The organism is Variovorax ginsengisoli (genome assembly GCF_030811835.1).
GTDB lineage: Bacteria > Pseudomonadota > Gammaproteobacteria > Burkholderiales > Burkholderiaceae_C > Variovorax > Variovorax ginsengisoli_C.
On record NZ_JAUSRO010000008.1, the window covers coordinates 194,428 to 215,695 of the forward strand.

The window sequence follows — 21,268 nt, forward strand, 5'->3', positions numbered from 1 at the left end:
CCGGCGATCAACCGATCACCTTGGTCGCCGTCGCATCCAGGCGCGGCGGGGTCTCGAAGGTGTGGAACGGTGCGGGCGACGGCACTTCCCATTCCAGGCCCTCGGCTGCTTCCCACGGCTTGGCCGGGGCAGGCTCGCCCTTGCCGCGCATGGCCGGCAGCACAACGAACAGGAAGAAGTAGACCTGGGCGAAACCGAAGGCGAAGGCACCCACCGAAGCCACCGCATTGAAGTCGGCGAACTGCATCGGGTAGTCCGCATAGCGACGCGGCATGCCGGCCAGCCCAAGGAAGTGCATCGGGAAGAAGGTGACATTGAAGGAGATCAGCGACCACCAGAAATGGATCTTGCCGCGCGTTTCGTTGTACATCACGCCGGTCCACTTCGGGCACCAGTAGTAGAAGCCGGCGAACATGGCGTAGAGCGAACCGGCCACCAGCACGTAGTGGAAGTGGGCCACCACGTAATAGGTGTCCTGCAGCTGGATGTCGATCGGCGCGACGGCCAGGATCAGGCCGGTGAAGCCGCCCATGGTGAACACGAAGATGAAGCCGACGGCAAACAGCATCGGTGTCTCGAAGGTCATCGAGCCCTGCCACATGGTGGCGACCCAGTTGAAGATCTTCACGGCCGTGGGCACGGCGATCAGCATGGTCGCGTACATGAAGAACAGCTGGCCCGTCACCGGCATGCCGGTGGTGAACATGTGGTGCGCCCACACGATGAAGGACAGGATGGCGATCGACGAGGTGGCGTACACCATCGACGCATAGCCGAACAGGCGCTTGCGGGCGAAGGCCGGCACGATCTGGCTGATGATGCCGAAGGCCGGCAAGATCATGATGTAGACCTCGGGGTGACCGAAGAACCAGAAGATGTGCTGGTACATCACCGGATCGCCGCCACCGGCGGGGTTGAAGAAGCTGGTGCCGAAGTGGCGGTCGGTCAGCGTCATCGTGATGGCGCCGGCGAGCACGGGCATCACGGCGATCAGCAGGTAGGCGGTGATGAGCCAGGTCCAGCAGAACATCGGCATCTTCATCAGCGTCATGCCGGGCGCGCGCATGTTGAGGATGGTCACGATGATGTTGATCGAGCCCATGATCGACGAGGCACCCAGGATGTGCATCGCAAAGATGCCGGCGTCCATCGACGGGCCCATCTGCAGCGTGAGCGGCGCGTAGAGCGTCCAGCCAGCAGCAGGTGCGCCGCCGGGCATGAAGAAGGACGAGACCAGCATCAGCGCCGCCGGGATCATCAGCCAGAAGCTGAAATTGTTCATCCGGGCGAAGGCCATGTCGGAGGCGCCGATCTGCAGCGGGATCATCCAGTTCGCGAAGCCCACGAAGGCCGGCATGATCGCGCCGAACACCATGATCAGGCCATGCATGGTGGTGAACTGGTTGAACAGCTCCGGATTCACCAGTTGCAGACCGGGCTGGAACAGCTCGGCGCGGATCAGCAGCGCCAGGATGCCGCCGATCATCAGCATGGTGAAGGAAAACAGCAGGTACAGCGTGCCGATGTCCTTGTGGTTGGTCGCGAACACCCAGCGGCGCCAGCCCGTGGGGATGTCGTGATGATGGTCGTCGTGCGCGTGGCCATCATGGTCCGGCTGGACGTGACCGTGGGGGTCGAGGACTGCACTCATGTCGTTGTTCCTTGCAATGGCTTCGTCGCGGGGCGCAGGCGCTTTACAGCTTGGCCCGTTCGGTCTTCACTTCGGCGGGCTGCACGAGCTGGCCCGTCTTGTTCGACCAGCTGTTCTTCGTGAAGCTGATCACGGCAGCGATGTCGGTGTCGCTCAGTTGCTTCCAGGACGGCATGGCACCACCGGCCTGGCCCTTGAGCAGCACATTGATCTGGTCGGTGTGGTCGGGGTCGAGCACCTTGGGCGAGCCGTCGAGCGGCTTGATCGGCCCGGCGCCTTTGCCGTTGGCCTGGTGGCAGGCGGCGCAATTGGCTGCATAGACCTTCTCGCCGCGCGCCAGGATCTCGGGCAGCGCCCAGACCTTGTTCGGGTCGTCCAGCTTGGCCGCCGCTTCCTTGCGCTTGACGTCAACCCAGGCCGTGTAGTCGGCGCTGGAGACCACCTTCACGTGGATCGGCATGTAGGCGTGTTCCTTGCCGCAGAGTTCCTGGCACTGGCCGTAGTAGTCGCCCACCTTCTCGGCACGGAACCAGGTGTCGCGCACGAAACCGGGGATCGCATCCTGCTTGATGCCGAACTGCGGCACGGCAAACGCGTGGATCACGTCATTGGCGGTCGTGATGATGCGGATCTTCTTGTCGACCGGCACGACCAGCGGGTTGTCGACCTTGAACAGGTAGTCGACCGGGATCTCGCCCTTGGCGCCGTTGTCGGACATGGCGCGCTGCGAGCTGTCGAGCGTGGAGATGAAGCCCAGGCCCTGGCCTTCGCCGGTGATGTAGTCGTAGCCCCATTTCCACTGGTAGCCGGTGGCCTTGATGGTCAGGTCGGCGTTGGTGGTGTCCTTCTGGGCCACCAGCACCTTGGTGGCAGGCAGCGCCATCACGATCACGATGAGGAAGGGCACGACGGTCCAGATGACCTCGACCACCACCGATTCGTGGAAGTTCGCGGCCTTGTGGCCGACCGACTTGCGATGCTTCCAGATCGAATAGAACATGACCGCGAACACGGCGACGAAGATCACCGTGCACAGGATCATCATCCAGGTGTGCAGCAGATGCTGCTCCTGCGCAATCTTGGTCACGCCCACGGGCATGTTGAGCTGGCGCACCGACGGACCGCCGGGCAGGTCGTTGACCGCATGCGCCGCGCCGCCGAATGCCGCGCCGGCGGCCAGCAGCAGATGTGCCGGCCTGAACTTGTTGCGCCAATTGCTCTTCATCGTGTTTACTTCTTCAATGTCCGTTGAACCCATCGACCTGCCACGCATTGCCCGGCGTGCATAGCACGCTCACACGCCGCGCAGTGCCATGCGAAGCTCGCGCGCCAGCGCCGCACGCAGCTCCGGGCGCACATAGCGCCCCACCCTGACCGAACGACCCTGCGCCGAGACCTCGATCAGCGACCGGTCGCTGGCCTGAGGCTCGACCCGCACCTGGTGCGGCAGAAATTCCATGCGCTCGTAGTGCCCGCCGTGTTCCAGCTCCACCACCAGCCGACCGCCCTGCAATGCGATCTTTTCACCATCGGTCGCATGCCGTGCATACACCATGAACGCAAAACCGACAGCCGCCAGCTCGATCCAGGCGAACGGCAGGACCAGCCGGGCACCGTGGAGCCAGAATCCCGTGCCGATGCCCAGCGACACCACGCACAGCGACGCGTACATCCAGCACAACTGGCTGGGCGTGACCGAGCAATTGCGCTTGAGGAACCAGTGGATGTTCTGGCCCGAAACATTGGCGAAGCGAAACACGGAAGTCGGCACAGACGAGTTCGGTCAATCGGTTTTCAGGTGACCGCCGGGCTTGCGCCCGGCTGCCTCGATCCCAGGAACACCCGGAAGTTCACGCAAGGGCGGATTGTACCGGCTGGAGACTGCGGGCTAACCCTTTGATGTCGCCTTGGAAACCCTGATGGACGGCCCGCCACAGCGCCCTCCATCCAAGCCGGCAATCGAGCTCAGCCGGGACGTCCCCGCTGCAGCATCTCGCGCATCTCCCGCAGCGAAACGGCGCTTTCAGCGGCCAGCGCCACGCGCGGCGCCGGCTTGAAGGCGTGGCCGTAGGTGATCTCGAAGGTCATCGCGATGCGTCCGTCCCCCTCGCCTTGCCCATCCTGTTGCCCGGCGAGTCCGGCCAGACCCTGCTGCAGCGCCGATTTCCAGCGCCGCCCGCGCAGGCCCGCGAAACGCGCAGGATGCAGGTTGCGCCCGAGCGTGCGCAGCTCGGCCAGCGCCGCCTCGGGGGTGGCCCAGGTCAGGACGATGCGTTCCATGTCCATCACCGGTTCGGCAAAGCCGGCACCGACCAGCATGTCGCCCCAGTCGTGCATGTCGGTGAACTCGTGGCAGGCGGGCGGCCAACCCATGCGCTGGTACAGCGCACGCAACTCGCGCACGGTGTCCGGACCCAGGCAGGAGAACATCAGGAAGCCGTCGGTCGCCACGCTGCGGTGCCACTGGGCGATGAGGGCCTGCGGATCGGCGGCCATGTGCAGCGCCATGTTGGCCCAGAGCATGCCGACGCCCTCTTCGGGCAGCGCGTCGAGCCGAACCTGCCCGCCGGCCTGCCAGCGCCGCGCATGCCACCACGGCACGGCGAGCGCCTCGGCGGTGCGGGCGGCGAGCGCGGGATCGCGTTCGATCACGAAGGCGGTTGCCTCCTTGTAGCGGCGCGCCACCAGCGCATGGGCGTCGAGCCCGCCGCGCAATGGCGACCAGTCGGCCCAGCTGCGCGGCGGCACGGTGATCCACTGCAGGCGCTCTTCCATGCGCCGGCCCACCTCCTCGTGCAGCCACGGCGAACCGCCCGCCACGGGCAGGCGTGCCCAGCGGTGCGCAGCCGAGGGGTCGATGGTCGGCGGGCGCTGGGCGGATTCGTGGAGCATGGCGGCGTCAGTATATTGACGGCATGTTGTCCCGGCATGCCTCTGGCCTTTTCGATGCGCTGCGCGCCCATGTGCCCAGCCAATGCGCGGTGTGTCGCGCCTGGCCATCGCGGCCCGTCTGCGACGGCTGCGTGGCACGTTTCGCGCCACCAGCGGCGCGCTGCACCACCTGTGCGCTGCCAGTGGCGTCCGGCGCCCTCCAGTGCGCCGACTGCCTGCGGGAGCCGCCACCACTCGACCGCTGCGTGACCGCCTGCAGCTATGCCTGGCCCTGGTCGGCCTGCATCGGCGACTTCAAGTTCCGCGGCGAGGCCGGCTGGGCCCGCGCCTTCGCCACGCTGATGCGCAGTGCGCCCTGGGCCGAGCCGGCGCTCGAGCAATGCGATCTGGTGCTGCCGATGCCGCTCGCGGCCGAGCGTCTGCGCGAGCGTGGCTTCAACCAGGCCCACGAGCTGGCACGCCGACTGGCGCCTGGACGCAGCGACCCCGGCCTGCTGCTGCGCGTGCGCCACACGCCCGCCCAGAGCGGCCTGGCCCGCGCCGAGCGGCTGCGCAACCTGCAGGATGCCTTCGCGCTCGAACCCCTGCGTTCACAGGAGATCGCCGGTCGCCGCATCGTGCTGGTGGATGACGTGATGACCAGCGGCGCCTCGCTCTTCGCTGCCGCCCGGGTGCTGCGCGAAGGGGGCGCCCGCCACATCACTGCCCTGGTGATCGCGCGCACCGAATTCCCCCACTGAGCGCCGCGGCGCACGGCGCGACAATCGCCGCCATGTTCCATATCGTCCTGGTCGAGCCCGAAATCCCTCCCAACACCGGCAATGTGATCCGGCTGGCGGCCAACACCGGCTGCACCCTGCATCTGGTCGAGCCGCTCGGGTTCTCGATGGACGACAAGCTGCTGCGCCGCGCCGGCCTCGACTACCACGAGTACGCCGACGTGCGTCGGCATGCCAACTGGCAGGCGCTGATCGACACCGAACAGCCTGCGGCCGACCGCATGTTTGCGCTGACTACCCGTGGCAGCACGCCAGCGCACCAGCTCGCGTTCCGGCCGGGCGACTGGCTGGTGTTCGGCGCCGAGACGCGCGGCCTGGCGCCTGAATTGCGCGATCGCTTTCCCGAAGCCCAACGCCTGCGCCTGCCCATGCGCGAGGGCCAGCGCAGCCTGAACCTGTCGAACGCCGTGGCGGTGACGGTGTTCGAAGCCTGGCGTCAGAACGGCTTCGCCTGAGCGGCCGGGCCCGATCCGCACGAAAAAAGCTGTGGCGCCTCAGCTTCGGCGCGGCGGCGTGTCGCCCAGGAAGTCGAGGAAAGCGCGCGTCCGCGCCGGCAGCAGCTTGCGGGTCGGCAACGCGGCGTAGATGGTGAAGCGCCCGAAAATCCAGCCGGGCAGCACATGCACCAGCGCGCCGCTCTCCAACTGCGCGCGCACCAGGGCCGTCGACAGCGCGGCAATGCCCGCACCCTCCAGCGTGGCGCGATACAGCACGTCGAAGCTGGCCGACTGCAGCGCGACAGGCATGTCGACCTCCACCGGAGGCGACGAACCGTCGGCCGGCTTCAGCCGCAAGCGCCTTGCGCTCAGGCCGTTGACCAGCTGCCAAGGAAACTTGAGGTAGTGGTGCGAGACCAGGTCTTCGGGCCGCAGCGGCGTGCCCGCGCGCGCCAGGTACGCCGGCGAGGCGCAGACGATCATGTCGGTGTGGGCCAGCGGCCGTGCCACCACGTTCAAGTCGACACCGTCCTCGAGCAGCAGGAAACTCACGTCGAAGGATTCCACCCGGTGCTGCGGAAACGGGTCGACCACGATGTCCAGCGACACCCCCGGATGCAGCGCCCGCCAGCGTGCAATGCGGGGCGCAAGCAGGTGCGTGGCGAGTACCGGCGTCGACAGGATGTGCAGCGTGCCGTGCAGCTCACGCGTGCTGGCCACCGCGGCGGACTCGGCGTCCTCGATCTCCCGCAGGATGTTGCGCACGCTGTCCAGGTAGCGCTCGCCCGCATCGGTGAGGCTCAGGCGCCGCGAGGTGCGCTGGATCAGCCGGGCACCCAGATGCGTTTCCAGGTCGCCGATGAGCCGTGTGACCGCAGCGGGAGAGAGTTCAAGCGCACGCGCCGCAGCAGCGAAGCCACCCTCGTCGATGACGCGCTGGAACACGCGCATGGAAAGCAATCGGTCCATTTCGACACCTCATCATTGCAATTACCGGAACGTTCAATTGATGACTTTTAAGTTTACTCTGCATACCAATCAGTCTAAATTCAAGCCATCGGTGCTGCGAGACCCCATGACCGCAGGCATCGAGACCCCCCGTTTTCAGCCCTCGTCCCTTTTGGCTTTTTCAACGTATCTCTTCAGGAGTCCCTCATGAACACCAAGCACATCGCCATTTCGGCCATTGCCGCATTCGCCGCGCTCGGCGCTCAGGCTTTTCAGGGCGAACTGAGCCCGTTGCCGCCTCAGCCATTCCAGTCGACGCAGTCGCGTGCAGACGTCCGCGCGCAGGCCTTGCGTCCGGTGCAGATCACGAATGGAGGCACCGGCGTTCTGGCCGTCCAGTCGACCACGGACCGCGCCACGGTTCGTGCCGCTGCGGTGGCCGCCACGCGCGACGGGTCCGCCAACTACGGGGAAGTCTCGGACATGTGAGAGACCGGGCGTCCCGGATTAGCCCGGCGCCGGCATCTCGTTCAACCTGAAAAAAAGGCCGTCCGGCAGATGCCGGACGGCCTTTCGCATTGTCGTGAGGGAAGGCGCGCAGCTCAGCGGTAGCGCCGCACCACCGACTCCGCGACGCAGGCCGGCTTGGTCGCACCTTCGAGCTCGATGATCGTCTCCCAGGTCATCTGCAGGCCATCGTTGTCGATCGGCTCGGCCGTCAGCAGCTTCATCCGTCCCCGCAGCCGGCTGCCCACCAACACAGGCGACATGAAGCGCACGCGGTTCAGCCCGTAATTCACCCCCATGCGCGACTCGACCACCTCGAAGGCCGTTTCGTAGAAGCGCGGCAGCAGCGACAAGGTGAGAAAGCCATGCGCGATCGGCCCGCCGAACGGGCCGCTTTTGGCGCGCTCGACATCGACGTGGATCCACTGGTGATCGCCGGTCGCCTCGGCGAACTGGTTCACCTGCGCTTGCGTCACGGTGATCCAGTCGCTCACGGCGACCTCCTGGCCGACGCAGGCGGCAAGATCCTGAAGGGTCTGGAAAGTGAGGGTGGCCATGCCGCCACTCTATCGCCGGTGCCGCACCGACGCCTGTCGGGACCGCGACAAGCGCGCCTAGGGATTTCCTCGGGTCGCGCCGCACACGGCGCGGCCACCTGCGCTATGTTCGCGGCATGACGATAACAACAGAAGTGGACCCTCCCGCAGCGATCTATGTGATTGCCGCGCATCCGCATTGGCGCGATTCCCGCGTCAACCGCTGCCTGCTCGCCGCCGCGCGCTCGGTCGGCAGCGTGGACGTGAACGACCTCTACGGCAGCTACCCCGACTATCTGGTCGACGTGCAGGCCGAACGCGCCCGCGTGGCCCGCGCGCAACTGCTGGTGCTGGTGCATCCGATCCACTGGTACACCATGCCCCCGCTGCAGAAGCTCTGGCTCGACGACGTTCTGGGCTACGGCTGGGCCTACGGCGAGGGTGGCACCGCGCTGCAGGGCAAGGACTGCTGGCTGGTCGCCACCACCGGCGGTCCGGAGGCCAGCTACCACCCGCAAAGCTACAACCGCTACTTCTTCGATGCCTTCCTGCCGCCCTACGAACAGACGGCCGCGCTCTGCGGCATGCGCTTTTTGCCGCCGATGATCCTGCACGGCGCGCGCGGCGCGAGCGAAGCGGAGGTATCGGCGCACGTCGACGCCTTCACGCAACGGCTCGCGAGCTATCCCGACTGGCCGGAGATGGACGAAATCGAGGCCTGCCCGACCTGCATCGTGCCGCCGCGGGACCGTCCCGCGGACGCTGCCCCGCCTACGACCAGAAAGGTGGCCTAGGCATGGAACACGCTCCCGCCTGGCTGCTGGCCTCGCTCATCTACCTGGGCGCCGCCGTCATCGTCGTGCCGCTCTCCAAGGCGCTCGGCCTGGGCTCGATCATCGGCTACCTGGCCGCCGGCATCGCCATCGGCCCCTGGGGCCTTGGCCTGGTGTCGAGCGTGCAGGAGGTGCTGCATTTCGCAGAATTCGGCGTCGTGCTGATGCTCTTCCTGGTCGGGCTCGAACTCGAACCCGACCGGCTCTGGAGCCTGCGCCGTCCGATCTTCGGCTGGGGTTCGGCGCAGGTGATGGGGTGCGCAGCGGTGCTCTTCCTGGTCGGCTGGCTGGCCGGCGCGAGCTGGCAGGTGGCGCTGGTGGGCGCGCTCGGCCTCGCGCTGTCGTCCACCGCCATCGCGCTGCAGGTGTTCGGCGAACGCAACCTGCTGCCCACGGCAAGCGGCCAGGCCGGCTTCTCGATCCTGCTGTTCCAGGACGTGGCCGCCATTCCGATCCTCGCGCTGCTGCCGCTCCTGGCCGATGGCTCGAACGCGCACGAGCCGATCACCGGCGCCGCCCGCGCGCTGCAGGCGGCGAAGATCGTCGGCGTGATCGCGGCCATCGTGCTGGGCGGCCGGCTGCTGCTTCGCCCGCTGCTGCGCTGGATCGCGCGCAGCAACACGCCGGAGATCTTCACTGCGGCCTCGCTGCTGCTGGTGGTGGCCATCGCCGCGCTCATGCAGGTCGTCGGCCTGTCGATGGCGCTCGGCGCCTTCCTGGCCGGCGTGCTGCTTGCCGAGAGCGAGTACCGGCGTGAACTGGAGACCGACATCGAGCCCTTCAAGGGCCTGCTGCTCGGCCTCTTTTTCATCGCGGTGGGCATGAGCATCGACTTCGGCGTGCTGATGGCCCACCCGGGCCTGATGGCGCTGGTGGTGGCGGGCTTCCTGGTGCTGAAGTTCGCGGTCATCTATGGCATCGGCATGGCGATGGACGTGCCCTTCCAGCAGCGGCCGGTGTTCACGCTGCTGCTGGCGCAGGGCGGCGAATTCGCATTCGTGGTGTTCCAGTCCGCCGGGCCGGACGTCCTGCCGCCCGCGGTGTCGTCGTTCCTGATCGGTGCGGTTGCGCTCTCGATGCTGGTGTCGCCGCTGCTGCTGGTGCTGATCGACAAGTTCGTGCTGCCGCGCTACAGCCAGGCCAAGGGCGCGCGCCAGGGCCTGGCCGAGATCTCCGAGCCGCAGGACGCCAAGGTGGTGATCTGCGGCTTCGGCCGCTACGGGCAGATCGTGGGCCGCGTGCTCAGCGCACAGGGCCTGAAGGTGACGGTGCTCGACCACGATCCCGACACGGTCGAAGGCCTGCGCGAGTTCGGCTTTCGGGTGTTCTATGGCGACGCCACGCGGCTGGATCTGCTGCGCATCGCGGGCGCGGGCAGCGCCCGGGCGATCGTGGTGGCGGTGGACGACATCGACCAGTCGCTGGAGATCGTCGACCTGGCGCGTGCGCATTTTCCGCAGGCCGCCTTGGTGGCGCGGGCGCGCAACGTGACTCACTTCTACAAGCTCCGGGACCGCGGCGTCGAACACATCGAGCGCGAATTGTTCGAGTCGTCGTTGCGCAGTGCACGCTCGGTGCTGGAGGTGCTGGGCTGGCCGGCGCATGAGGCGCGCGAATCGACCCTGCGCTTTCGCCATCGCAATCTTCAGATCACCGCCGACGCTTACCCGCACTACAAGGACCGCGCCAAGCTGATCGCCGTCGCCAAGCAAGGCCGTCAGCAGTTCCAGGAGCAGATCGCGCGCGAGCGCGAAGAACGCGAAGAGCGCCACAAGCGCGGCGGCTCGGACTGGGGCCACCATGCGGAATGAGTCCGTTGCGGGCATGACCCGGCGCGGCTGGCTGCGCCTGGGCGGTCTGGGAGGTGCCATGGCAGCGGCGCTGCTGGCCGGCTGTGCCGCGCCGTTGCGCTTTGAGGGCAGCTTCCTGCAACCGTGGGAAAGCTACGCCGCCTTGCCTGAGACCGAATGGCGCCGGCGCCTTCAGGCCACACGCGCGCTGGGCTGCGAGGAGATCGTGCTGCAGTGGAGCGGCCACGAAGGCGGCGCGAACCCCTGGGTGCTGCCCGAGCCGCTGCTCCAGTCGCTCTTCGACGAAGCAGGCCGCGCCGGCATGGGCATCCGCCTGGGCCTGCCCTATGACGAGCGCTGGTGGCCCGTGCTTGCGGCCACGGCACCGGATGCGCGAGGCGACTTCCTTCGCGCGACGCAAGGCCGCAGCCTGCAGGCGATGCAGGACACCCGCTGGACGCGCCAGCCCGGCTTTCGCGGCTGGTACCTCCCCTACGAAATCGACGCCTACAACTGGGCCACGCCCGCGCGCCAGCGGATGCTCGCGGACTGGCTGCAGCCCATGGCCGAAACCGCCCGCGCCGAGGGCCGCCCGCCGCTGGCGGTATCGACCTTCCACAGCCAGTTGCAGACCGAAGGCCGCCTCACCGCCGTGTGGACCACCCTGCTCGATCGCATGCCCCTGCGCCCGATGCTGCAGGACGGCGTGGGCGTGGCCGGACTCGACCACGCCGCGGGGCTCGATTCGCTGAGCGCGATGCTTCGCCAGCGCGGCGTGGCCTTCGACTGGATCGTGGAACTGTTCGAGCAGTTGCCAGCCGCCGACGGCAGCAGCGCGTTCCACGCGCGCGCGGCCACGACCGCGCGCGTGCGCCAGCAATTGCAGCTCGCGCGGCGCTCGGGCGCGGACCGCGTCATTGCCTTCGCCGTCGACCCCTGGATGCTCGGCCAGGCGGCTCAATAGCTCAGCGACACCGTCAGGAACAGGCCCTTGGCGCGATCGGCCTGGCCGCCGCCGAGGCTGGCGCGGTACTGCAGGCTGGCGTCCAGGCGTGAGCGCTGCGCGTTGTAGCGGTCTTCGCGCAGCCAGTAGCGCAGGTTGACCCCGAGGCCCGCGCCGGCCGACCACGACGCACCGTTGCCCTGCAGGTCGAAGCGGTCGAAACCGCTGACGGGCACACCTTGCACGCGCTGACGGACGGAAGACCAGTCGGCCGCCGCGACGACATGCGGAAAGATCACGAGGCGGTCGCTGTAGGCGGTCATGTAGCTGCGGCCCACGCGCAGTTCGCCCGACGCAAAGCCCTGGCCGCGCCGCAGTCGCCCATCGCCGCTGGCCTCGACGGCGCCACTGGCGCTGTCCTGCAGCGTGAAATGCGCCGGCATGTCGCGCCACGCGTAGCCGGCCTGCACATAGCCTTCCATCGTGAACCACTGGTTGGTGTCCATGCGGATGGCCGTGCCTTGGTTGACACCGTAGGCCACATAGGCCTGCCAGCCCCCACTGCCGGTATCGCTCTGGTAGCGCAGTGTCTGCCCGCGCGTGTTGAACTGGCAGCGCACTGCGGCAGGTTCGGGGTCGAGCGCGCCCGACCGCGTCGCGCTGCCGATCATGAATTGGCGCTCCAGCCCGAAGACGACGTTCATCTCGGTCGACGGCGTGAAGCGCACGCCCAGTGCGCCGGTGGTCGTCGGCAGGCCGGCGATGCCGCGGCTCTGGCTTTGCGCGACCTGGAAGGAGCCGCCGCAGGGGTTGTCGACCACCTGCGAGGTGAAGGTGTCGGTGCCGCTGCGCAGTGTCTGGAGCATGCGCCCATAGACCTCGAAGGTGCGGCTGGACGAATTCAGGAAGGCAGGCGGCCGCCAGAACAGCTCGGTGGTACTGAACACCGGATTGCCCGGCACCGAGACCGGCTGGCCGAACAGCCCGCTGGAGGCAGCGCGCGCCCCGCGATAGCCCACCGTGACCGACGCGCCCCACTCGCGCGCGAAGGCAGTGGCACTGCTGCGGGTGTCGTAGCGCTGCTGCGCGTCCAGCGGCAGCGTGCCGAGCGCGGCGGCGTCGAGCGCCTGGTGCAGCAGCGCGGCGGCGGTGGGCCGGTCGCCGATGGCCGCGCGTGCGTAGGCTTCGTCGAGCACGTTCTGGGGCGGTGCATGGCCAGTGGCGCGAGCGGCGACGAAGTCAGCCAGCGCCAGCGCGGGATGGCCGTCGGCCTGGTGCAGGAAAGCGCGCTGACGCAGCAAGGTGGCATCGCCGGGCCGCGCGGCGATCGCGCGGTTCAGGCGTTGCAGCGCCTCGTCGCGCTGCCACAGGTCACCCGCGGCGAGCGTGGTGGTCAGCAGGGTCTGGCGAGACGCGTCGGACGGGTCTTCCCCCACCGCGGCGCGCGCGAAGGCAATGGCCTGCGCGTAACGCTTCTGGCCGTAGGCGGCATTGGCGCGCGCCACGGGCTGGTCGGTACCGGGATCGTCCCAGGGCTTGAGCTCGCAGACGGTGCCACTCCCGCCGTCGTGACACAGCTGCAGCGGCAGGACGGCCGCCAGTGCGGGTGCGCCAGGTGCGCGCCAACCCGACGCCGCATCGGCCATGTGGCGTCGGGCGATGGCCTGTGCATCGTCGGCCGGCAGCGGCGCGAGCAACGCCAGCGTCCGTGCGGGTCGGTCTGCGACCAGCGCGAGATCGGCGCCGATCAGCCGTGCATCGCGCCGTGCGGCGTCGGTCAGGTCGTCCCGACGCAGCAGCACGTCGATGTCTTCCTGCGCCGCGTCGGCGCGGCCGAGCTGTTGGCGCAGAACGCTGCGCAGCAGCCGCACCGCCGTCTGGCCGGCATCGCCCTGCAGCATCTGCGTGGCGGCCTGCTCCGCAGCCATGGGCTGGCCGGTCGAACGCAGCTGGTCGAGCAGCAGCCAGCGATAGGCCGAAACCGTCGGTGCCAGCCGCAGCGCGTCACGCGCCTGCTGCACGCCTTCGCCAGGCTGGCCCCGCGCGATGGCCTGATAGGCCGCCTCGGCGTGGCGCGAAGCGGTCGCGCGCTGGGCGGCGTCTACGCGCGCATGGATCGCGTCGGGGTTGGGCGCACCGGCCGCAATGGCGGTGCGGGCGGCGTCCACCGCTTCGCCGAAGCGGTTCTGCTTTTGCAGTGCGTCGATCCACAGCAGGGCCCAGTCGCCTTGCGTGGGATCGATGCGGAAGGCAGCCTCGGCATTCTTCGCCGCCGCGGCGGCGTTGCCACGTGCGTCGTCGGCGTAGGCCTGCGCGGCGAGCGGAAAGGCGCGCCGGTAGGCATCGCTGGCCGCGCCCGCGCCACCGGAGCTGGCCGGCTGGAGATTGGTGAGCGCGGCCTGCAGGGCGGGACTGCCGTGACCGGCGGCGAGGGCCTGCGCCGCCGTGGCGACCGCCTCCGGTGTGCGGCCGAGCTGCTGCAGCGCGTAGACGCGCAACTGGTAAAGCCGGGGCACGTCGGGGCGCAGCCGCAAGGCCGCATCGGCGCGGGCCAGCGCGGTGCCGTAGTCGCCGCGCGCATAGGCCTTGTCCGCCGCGTCGGCGAGCTGCCAGGCGCGGCCCTGCAACGCAGGCGCGGGGCGCGGTCGACGTTGGCTGCTGTCGGCACTCTGGATCGGGGCCGGGGTCGATGCAGGCGCCACCGCGGGCGCAGCCTGCACCGCCGTGGCCGAACAGACGGCCGCGAGCGCGGCCAGCCAGGGCAGGCATGGCGTGTGAGAGGCAGCGTGCCGCTTCAAGGACGCCAAGGCGGGCGTGCGGATGCCGCTCATGCCGTCGCCACCTCCAGCGGTGCGGCCCCCATGTCGTCGCTGCGCTGGAAGGAAATCGCCTCGTCGAGCGTGCGCGTGTCGAGCCAGCCGTTCTCGATGAGGATCGCGCCCAGCGGTCGCTTCGAGCGTTGCTGCTGGTCGAGCGCCTGCTTCAGATGGTCCTCGTCGATGGCGCGCCAGGACACCAGCAGTTCGCCCAGCCGCTGGTGTTGGCGCGTGAGCTGGTCGGCCGAAGGAAAGTCGTGCATGGTCTTGTCCCAAACCAGCTGTGCGCCGAGAAACTTGTGCGCAAAGAAAAGGCGCCAGGCGCGCGCGGCCGCCATGGCATTGATGAAGTTGCCGATGATCATGCGGGGCATCGAGAGCAGGCCGTGCTCCCAGCCGTACATGCTGGACACGAAGTACACACGCTGCACCACGCGCAGCACCAGCGCCACGGCGTTGAGGCCCATCACCGTCATGAGCCAGCCGCCGACCTGGAACAGGGGCGGATAGTGCACCGTCCACCAGCCGAGCAACTCGGCCGCGAAGAACAGCAGGAAATTGGCCATGAGCAGGTAGCCGAGCAACGCCACGAAGGCCGTCACCAGACCCTTGCGGTCGCGAAACAGCAGGTATTTCGTGGCCAGTGAACCCGCCCAGCCGACCTGCTCCCAGCCCTGCAGGCCGATGCCCAGCGTCCAGCGTGCCTTCTGCCGGTAGGCGGTGCGGAAGGTGTCAGGGAAATACTCGCGCACACCCATCGGCATGCGGATGCTGCCGACCTTCTCGCGGCCCAGGCCGAACCACGAAATGCGGCGGGTGACGTACTCCACGTTGAACTTGCCGAAGATCTGCCGCATGCCGCGCCGTGCCAGCCGTGCGCCGATGTCGTAGTCCTCGGTCAGGCTGTCGGCATTGAAGGGCTGGTTGTCCATTTCCACCGACAGGTCGTACAGCGCACGGTGCGAAAAGCAGGTCCCCACGCCCGCCGAGGGCACCATGTTCGACAGGCTCTCGCGCACCACGAGGTCCTTGCTGTGCCATTCGGCGAACTCGTCCATGTAGGTGCCGGCCACCAGCTCGAACCAGTTGCGCTCCAACGAGGACACCGGCAACTGAATGAAGTCGATGCGAGGCAGCAGGTAGTTGAAATACTTGAGCTCCAGCGGGTGCAGCACGTCTTCGCTGTCGTGCAGCACCACGCCAGCAAAGGGTGCCGGCAGCTGCTGTTCGTGGCGGAAGATCGCCTGCACCACCCAGTTCAGGCAGTCGGCCTTGCAGGTGGGGCCGTCGTGCGGCACCTCCACGCGCACCAGTTGCCGATAGCGCCGGCGCATGCGCTCGACCTCGGCGATGGTGCGTGCGTCATTGCGGTAGGTGCCCACGAAGATCGTGTAGTTCTTGTACTCCAGCGTGGCAACCATGCTGGTGAGCATCGGCGCGATCACGTCGTATTCGAGCCAGGCCGGGACCATGATCGCCATCGGCTGCTCGTCGGGCGCGCGCAGTTGCGCGGCCGTCAGGCGCTTGTGCTTTCGCCGTACCGTGAGCGCGCGGAAGACCTCGCGGATCCAGTACCAGGCGTCGACGAACAGATCGTCGATGCTCGACAGCAGGATGGTCACTCCGACGACTGCCGTCACGAGTTCGAGCCCGCGGTAGTAGTCTGCAAAGAAGTAGGGCCAGTAGAGAGAGTTCAGGGGCGAGTCCATGCCACAACCGTCGTCGATGCGTGGGATGCGCGCTCAGGGCGCCTTCTTTTCAGACCGGCTGCGTGCGCGGTAGGCGAGCACCATGATCACCAGGAAGCCCAGCAGGCCCAGGCCGACAAGGGGCACGCCCCACGACAGGTAGCGCCGCCATTCGTGGAACACGCTCTCGCCGGCGCGCGGCGGCTGGCCTGCGTCGGGGTCGCTGCTGTCGATCCAGCTCACGGGGCCCTGCGGGCCCAGCAGCGCGATATCGCCGCGGTTGAGCACGAAAGGCTTCTGCTCGGCGATCACACCCGACACGGCGACCGCGGCAGGTGCACCAGGCGAGGCCCCAAGCGTTTGCCAGCGCAGGCCGTCGTGGCCATGGGCGCGCGTCACTTCGACGGCACTCAGACCCGCCAGGCCGCGTACATCCAGCCAGGGCGTGTCGCGTCCGTTGATGCGCAGGCGCTCGCCTTCGACCTCGACCTTGGTGCTGGCGCCATCCACCGGAACCTCCAGCGACATGAAGGGCCGGCTGGGCGTGACGGCCTTGCCCGCCGGGGCCACCAGAAGCTCGGCGCGCAGCGGCGTCACGCCGCCGGCCAGCGCCATGCGCACCACACGCGCCAGGTGGGTGGGCGCGTCGGCCAGGTAGGCCTGCGGCACGATGAGCTGCGGCGCCGCCGACATCAACGGCATCAGGCCGACGAAGGTGCCGTCGGGGTGGGAGTCGCCCAGACGCACCAGGCTGGTGGGCAGCACGCTGACCGGATAACCCTGGGGCGTCTCGTTGCAGTCGTTGGAATACGGCTGGCGCTGGAAAGACACGCGCACCACATTGCTCAACCCGAGCGCATAACCGGGGATGCGCGCATCCAGCCGCTCAGGCCGGCCGTCGGCATCGAGGCGCTTGGCCGACAGCAGGATGTTGTTCCAATACACCGATGCCACGGGGCGGGTCGACGAGGCGCCTGGCGCCGCGGCCACATCGACGACCAGGGCCGACGGCACGCCGCCCTTGCCGCCCACGGCGCCCAAGCCCAGCGTGGCGGTCCAGTCGCCGCGCACGGTCACGTCGAAGGTGGCGTCGCTGCCACCCAATGTACTCAGTCGGATCGCCGCACCGTCGCCACCCTGCGGTACATCGGCACGCTCGACACCGACCTGGCGCGCATTCAGGATGCCGCGCCAGGCCTCGGCGAACACCCCCGCAGCCTGCGCGCCGGCGTCCTCGGCCACCTGGATGACGGGCCGCGTGCCGAGCGTGCCCAGGCGAATCTGGTGGCTGGCCAGCGCGCCGCCGGACAGCGCCGTCTGGGCGCCACGCCACTCGGCCAGCGCGCGGATCGCATCCGCGTCGCCGGCGAACTGCGCACCCAGTGCGTCGAGCGCCTGCGCCGTCTGCTGCTGCAACGCGGCATCGGCCACGGCGATGTCGCCGGTGGCCACCGAGGCGCCGAGGACCACGAGCGCACCCGCTTCGGCCGCGTCCTTGAGCACGTAGCGGGGGTCGCCCGCAGCGAGTCCCGCGAAGGCGGGCAGCGCGGCGAGCGGGGCCGGCACTTTTAGGCCACTGGTGTCGATGACGTCACCCGCCGCCGGAAAGGCACGCACCTCGACCTGGCGGCGTGCCAGGTCGAGCGCCACGCCCAGGCGCCAGGCCGTGTCGAAGCTTTCCTTGGACACCTGGCGGGATGCGACGAGCAGCACGGGCCGGGCCGGCAGCGTGACCCAGGCGTCGGCCAGGCTGGTGAGCGCATCGTTGTGGAAGCGGTAACTCAGACGCGTGTCCGGACCGATGGAAAGCACGTTGCCGGTCGGCCGATCGGCCTCGCAGGCATTGAGCTTGACGGTCGATGACCAGTTCACGCCCAGGCGCACGAAGCCGGTGCCGCGCGCCAGCGCATCGAGCTTCACCGTCTGGCTCGCGTCGCCCTCGGCGCCCTCGACGCGGCGCGAGAACACCGGCTTGCCGGCCACGTACAGCAACAGAGAAGTGCGCCCCTCTTCGGTCTTCTGGAAACGGCCGCTGAATTCCAGCGTCGCGTCGCTCAGAGGCAGGCTGCGCGGCACCGGCAGAAAGAACTCCTGGCGCGCGTCGCTGCCGCTGAGCACCACCGGCTCGGTGATGCCCAGGTCGGCCAGGGTGTAGCTGCGGGTGATCCAGGGCTCGCTGCGCAGGCGCAGCAGCGCGTCGCCGGCCGGACTGGCCGATGCCGCGAATGAGACCGTGAAGCCGGCCACGGCGAGCAGTGCCGCCGGGCGCCGCAAAGACAGAAAACGCAAAACCATCAGAACAACTCCGCCAAAAATCTCAGGAAAATCGAACCCGGTTCGGTGTGGGGGTGGCTGCAAGCTCGGCCACCGGGCGCCCGCACAGCGCGTCGACGATGCGTCCGCAGGCATGGCCGTCCCCGTAGGGGTTGCCTCGATCACCGAACGCGGCATGCACCGCGTCGTCGTCGAGCAGGCGCGCGGCCTCGGTCAAGATGCGCTCGGGCGAGGTGCCCACCAGTCGCACCGTGCCGGCCGCCACGGCCTCGGGCCGCTCGGTCACGTCGCGCATCACCAGCACCGGCTTGCCCAGGTGCGGCGCCTCTTCCTGCACCCCGCCCGAATCGGTCAGGATCAGGTGGGCACGCTGCATGAACCAGACGAAGTCGAGGTAGTCGAGCGGTGCGATCAGGTGCACGTTGTCCAGGTCCGAAAGCGTAGCTCGGACCACGTCGTGCACCTGGGGGTTGAGATGCACCGGGTAGACGATCTGCACGTCACTGCGCCCGGCCAGCGTGCGCAGTGCGGCGCAGATGCCGCGAAAGCCCTCGCCGAAGTTCTCGCGCCGATGGCCGGTGACCAGCACCAGTTTGCGGCGCGGGTCGAGCCAGCCATGACGCTGCGCCAGCGTGCGGGCCAGCCCAGCGTCGGCGGCCAGCCGTGCCACCGTGGTGGCCAGCGCGTCGATCACCGTATTGCCGGTGACCCAGATCCGGCCGGGCAGCCGCTCGGCCTGCAGCGCGTCACGCGCGGTGACCGTGGGTGCGAACAGCCAGGTAGCGACCGCGTCGACGAAGCGGCGGTTCATCTCCTCCGGAAAGGGCGACTGCAGATCGCCGCTGCGCAGGCCCGCCTCCACATGGCCGACCGGGATGCGGCGGTGGAAGGCGGCCATGGCACAGGCCGTGGCGGTGGTGGTGTCGCCATGGACGAGCACGCAGTCCGGACGGACCGTCGCCAGCACCTCGTCGACGCTGGCGATGAGCCGTGCATAGAGGCCATTGAGGGTCTGGTCTGGCCGCATGACGTCCAGGGCATGGTCGGTATGCAGGTCGAACAGCTGCATGACCTGCGCCAGCATCTCGCGGTGTTGGCCCGTGACGCACACACTGCTGCGCAGGTGGGGTTCATTGCGCAGCGCAATGACCAGGGGTGCCATCTTGATGGCTTCGGGCCGGGTCCCGAAGATAGAGAGAACGTGCATTCGAGGCGCCAGAAAGCCGCGCCCATACCGGCGCTAGCGAACCATGGAAGGGGTTTCAGTACCCCTCGCGGGCGGGACGATCTGCGCCGACTGACCCTCGATACGCTAACTTTAACAATCGTTGCCAAAAGAAACAATACAAAGCCAGCGCCGCGCCTTCATTCAGGCGCTTTACGTGAACTAATTCTCGATTTCAGGCAGCTGTAGGGACGTCGAGCTTGAGCAACCGCACGGCATTCCCTTTCAGGATGCCGGGCATGACCTCAGGCTTGAAGCCGGCGTCCTCGAAGTCCTTGAGCCAGCGATCGGGCGTGATGAGCGGGTAGTCGCTGGCGAACAGCACACGGTCCTTGAGCAACGTGTTGGCGTACTGCACCAACTGCTTGGGGAAGTACTTCGGACTCCAGCCCGACAGGTCGATCCAGACATTGGGTTTGTGCGTGGCCACGCTCAGCGCCTCGTCCTGCCACGGGAAGCTCGGATGCGCCATGACGATCTGCATGTCGGGGAAATCGATGGCCACGTCGTCCAGGTGCATCGGGTTGCTGTATTCCAGACGCAGGCCGCCACCGCAGCGCATGCCCGAACCGATGCCGCTGTGGCCGGTGTGGAAGACCGCGGGCAGGCCGTATTCGTTGATGACCTCGTAGATCGGCCAGGCCATGCGGTCGTAGGGATGGAAACCCTGCACGGTCGGATGGAACTTGAAGCCCTTCACGCCGTACTCTTCGATCAGCCGGCGCGCTTCGCGCGCGCCCATCTTGCCCTTGTGCGGGTCGATGCTGGCAAAGGCGATCATGATGTCCGAATTCTTCTGCGCCGCCTCGGCGATTTCCTCGTTGGGGATGCGGCGCCGGCCCATGTTCGACTCGGCATCGACCATGAACATCACCAGCCCGATCCTGCGCTCGCGGTAGTAGTCGACGCTTTCCTGGATGGTCGGGCGCCGGCCGGCCTTGAAGTATTTGTCGGCGGCACGGTCGTACTCCTCACCGTAGTTGTCGAAGGGGTTCCAACAACTCACCTCGGCATGCGTGTGGGTGTCGATCGCGATCAGATTCTGATGGTCCATGCTGTCTCCTTGCGTCCTTGCACTGCGGGTAAGTCCCCATGCCAAGCGGCCCGATGCGGCTTGAATTGGTTATCTCTCATAACCATAATCGAAGCCAGATCGGAACGCAATCATGACTCACCCTGACCTTCACATCGAGCTCCAAGACAACGTCGCCGTGGTGCGGCTCGCCCGCGGTGCCAAGCGCAATGCGCTGTCCGACGGGATCATCCTCGCACTGCGCGACGCGTTCGAAAACTTCCCTGCCACCATCGGTGCCGCGGTGATCGATGGCGAAGGCCCTCACTTCTGCGCGGGCCTCGACCTGAGCGAACTGCAGGAGCGCGACGCCGGCCAGGGCGTGCACCACTCGCGCATGTGGCACAGCGCGCTCGAGCGCGTTCAGTTCGGTCCGGTGCCCGTGATCGCGGCACTGCACGGTGCGGTGGTAGGCGGCGGCCTGGAACTGGCGAGCGCCTGCCACATTCGCGTGGCCGACAGCACCACGTTCTATGCGTTGCCCGAAGGCTCGCGCGGCATCTTCGTGGGCGGCGGCGGATCGGTGCGCATCCCCAAACTCATTGGCGCGGCCCGCATGACCGACATGATGATGACCGGCCGCGTCTACAAGGCCGAAGAAGGAGAGCGTGCCGGCTTCGCCCAGTATCTGGTGCCCGAAGGCACCGCGTTCGACAAGGCGCTCGAACTCGCCAGGCGCGTGGCCACCAACGCGCCGCTGACCAACTACGCGCTGATGCACGCCCTGCCGCGCATCGCCGAACAGCCGGCCGACCATGGTTTCTTCACCGAAGCGCTGATGGCCGGCATCGCACAGAACGCGCCGGAGGCCAAGCAGCGGGTGCGCGACTTCCTCGAAGGGCGCGCGGCCAAGGTGTCCAAGGACTGACGTCCTGCG

18 protein-coding genes are annotated in these 21,268 nt (G+C 68.0%); 7 read left to right on the forward strand and 11 right to left on the reverse strand.

Going from position 1 to position 21,268, the window contains the following annotated elements; all coding sequences use genetic code 11:
* Positions 1-7 precede the first annotated feature (7 nt).
* From ctaD to J2W36_RS14420, 4 genes are all read right to left on the reverse strand, one after another.
* Positions 8-1,651, reverse strand: a complete 1,644-nt coding sequence (gene ctaD, locus J2W36_RS14405) for a cytochrome c oxidase subunit I (protein ID WP_307690434.1) — start codon at positions 1,649-1,651, stop codon at positions 8-10.
* 43 nt (positions 1,652-1,694) lie between these two features.
* Complete coding sequence (gene coxB, locus J2W36_RS14410) at positions 1,695-2,876, reverse strand: cytochrome c oxidase subunit II (protein ID WP_307690435.1); 1,182 nt, start codon at positions 2,874-2,876, stop codon at positions 1,695-1,697.
* A gap of 69 nt (positions 2,877-2,945) precedes the next feature.
* Positions 2,946-3,422 (reverse strand): DUF2244 domain-containing protein, encoded by a 477-nt coding sequence (locus J2W36_RS14415; RefSeq protein ID WP_307690436.1) that lies wholly within the window; start codon positions 3,420-3,422, stop codon positions 2,946-2,948.
* A gap of 194 nt (positions 3,423-3,616) precedes the next feature.
* Positions 3,617-4,543 (reverse strand): methyltransferase domain-containing protein, encoded by a 927-nt coding sequence (locus J2W36_RS14420; RefSeq protein WP_307690437.1) that lies wholly within the window; start codon positions 4,541-4,543, stop codon positions 3,617-3,619.
* Between the two features lie 23 nt (positions 4,544-4,566).
* Between J2W36_RS14420 and J2W36_RS14425 the strand changes: the two genes are divergently transcribed.
* Positions 4,567-5,283, forward strand: a complete 717-nt coding sequence (locus tag J2W36_RS14425; protein ID WP_307690438.1) for a ComF family protein — start codon at positions 4,567-4,569, stop codon at positions 5,281-5,283.
* A gap of 32 nt (positions 5,284-5,315) precedes the next feature.
* Entirely contained in the window at positions 5,316-5,777 is a 462-nt protein-coding gene (trmL, locus tag J2W36_RS14430) for a tRNA (uridine(34)/cytosine(34)/5-carboxymethylaminomethyluridine(34)-2'-O)-methyltransferase TrmL (protein ID WP_307690439.1), read from the forward strand.
* Between the two features lie 39 nt (positions 5,778-5,816).
* On the opposite strand, the gene J2W36_RS14435 is transcribed toward trmL, so the two are convergent.
* Complete coding sequence (locus J2W36_RS14435) at positions 5,817-6,728, reverse strand: LysR family transcriptional regulator (RefSeq protein WP_307690440.1); 912 nt, start codon at positions 6,726-6,728, stop codon at positions 5,817-5,819.
* Between the two features lie 186 nt (positions 6,729-6,914).
* Between J2W36_RS14435 and J2W36_RS14440 the strand changes: the two genes are divergently transcribed.
* Positions 6,915-7,196, forward strand: a complete 282-nt coding sequence (locus J2W36_RS14440; RefSeq protein ID WP_307690441.1) for a DUF4148 domain-containing protein — start codon at positions 6,915-6,917, stop codon at positions 7,194-7,196.
* 113 nt (positions 7,197-7,309) lie between these two features.
* Here J2W36_RS14440 and J2W36_RS14445 read toward each other — a convergent pair whose 3' ends face one another.
* Positions 7,310-7,771, reverse strand: a complete 462-nt coding sequence (locus J2W36_RS14445) for a MaoC family dehydratase (RefSeq protein ID WP_307690442.1) — start codon at positions 7,769-7,771, stop codon at positions 7,310-7,312.
* Between the two features lie 116 nt (positions 7,772-7,887).
* On the opposite strand from J2W36_RS14445, the gene kefF reads away from it, so the two are divergent.
* The 3 genes from kefF to J2W36_RS14460 are packed head-to-tail and all read left to right on the forward strand — an operon-like array spanning position 7,888 to position 11,337.
* Positions 7,888-8,544, forward strand: coding sequence for a glutathione-regulated potassium-efflux system oxidoreductase KefF (kefF, locus tag J2W36_RS14450; RefSeq protein ID WP_370869325.1), 657 nt, complete (start codon positions 7,888-7,890; stop codon positions 8,542-8,544).
* Positions 8,545-8,546: 2 nt separating this feature from the next.
* Complete coding sequence (gene kefC, locus J2W36_RS14455) at positions 8,547-10,394, forward strand: glutathione-regulated potassium-efflux system protein KefC (protein WP_307690444.1); 1,848 nt, start codon at positions 8,547-8,549, stop codon at positions 10,392-10,394.
* Entirely contained in the window at positions 10,384-11,337 is a 954-nt protein-coding gene (locus J2W36_RS14460) for a DUF4434 domain-containing protein (protein ID WP_307690445.1), read from the forward strand. Before kefC ends, J2W36_RS14460 begins: the two co-directional genes overlap by 11 nt.
* On the opposite strand, the gene J2W36_RS14465 is transcribed toward J2W36_RS14460, so the two are convergent.
* The 5 genes from J2W36_RS14465 to J2W36_RS14485 all read right to left on the reverse strand — a co-directional run bounded on the left by J2W36_RS14465 (position 11,331) and on the right by J2W36_RS14485 (position 20,373).
* The gene (locus tag J2W36_RS14465; protein ID WP_307690446.1) at positions 11,331-14,147 is read right to left on the reverse strand and encodes an NfrA family protein; all 2,817 of its coding nucleotides are present in this window, start codon (positions 14,145-14,147) and stop codon (positions 11,331-11,333) included. The two genes, J2W36_RS14460 and J2W36_RS14465, sit on opposite strands and share 7 nt — an antisense overlap.
* Entirely contained in the window at positions 14,144-15,841 is a 1,698-nt protein-coding gene (locus J2W36_RS14470; RefSeq protein WP_307690447.1) for a glycosyl transferase family protein, read from the reverse strand. Before J2W36_RS14470 ends, J2W36_RS14465 begins: the two co-directional genes overlap by 4 nt.
* A gap of 33 nt (positions 15,842-15,874) precedes the next feature.
* Positions 15,875-18,115: a cellulose biosynthesis cyclic di-GMP-binding regulatory protein BcsB gene (locus J2W36_RS14475; RefSeq protein ID WP_307690448.1), complete on the reverse strand. Its 2,241-nt coding sequence runs from the start codon at positions 18,113-18,115 to the stop codon at positions 15,875-15,877.
* Positions 18,116-18,137: 22 nt separating this feature from the next.
* Positions 18,138-19,301 carry a non-hydrolyzing UDP-N-acetylglucosamine 2-epimerase gene (gene wecB / locus J2W36_RS14480; protein ID WP_307690449.1) on the reverse strand — a complete coding sequence of 388 codons (1,164 nt, stop codon included), beginning with the start codon at positions 19,299-19,301 and terminating at the stop codon, positions 18,138-18,140.
* Positions 19,302-19,494: 193 nt separating this feature from the next.
* A complete protein-coding gene (locus J2W36_RS14485; protein WP_307690450.1) occupies positions 19,495-20,373 on the reverse strand; it encodes an amidohydrolase family protein in 879 nt (292 codons plus the stop codon).
* Positions 20,374-20,485: 112 nt separating this feature from the next.
* Here J2W36_RS14485 and J2W36_RS14490 point away from each other — a divergent pair, with 112 nt between their 5' ends.
* Complete coding sequence (locus J2W36_RS14490; RefSeq protein ID WP_307690451.1) at positions 20,486-21,259, forward strand: crotonase/enoyl-CoA hydratase family protein; 774 nt, start codon at positions 20,486-20,488, stop codon at positions 21,257-21,259.
* The last annotated feature ends 9 nt before the right edge of the window (positions 21,260-21,268 follow it).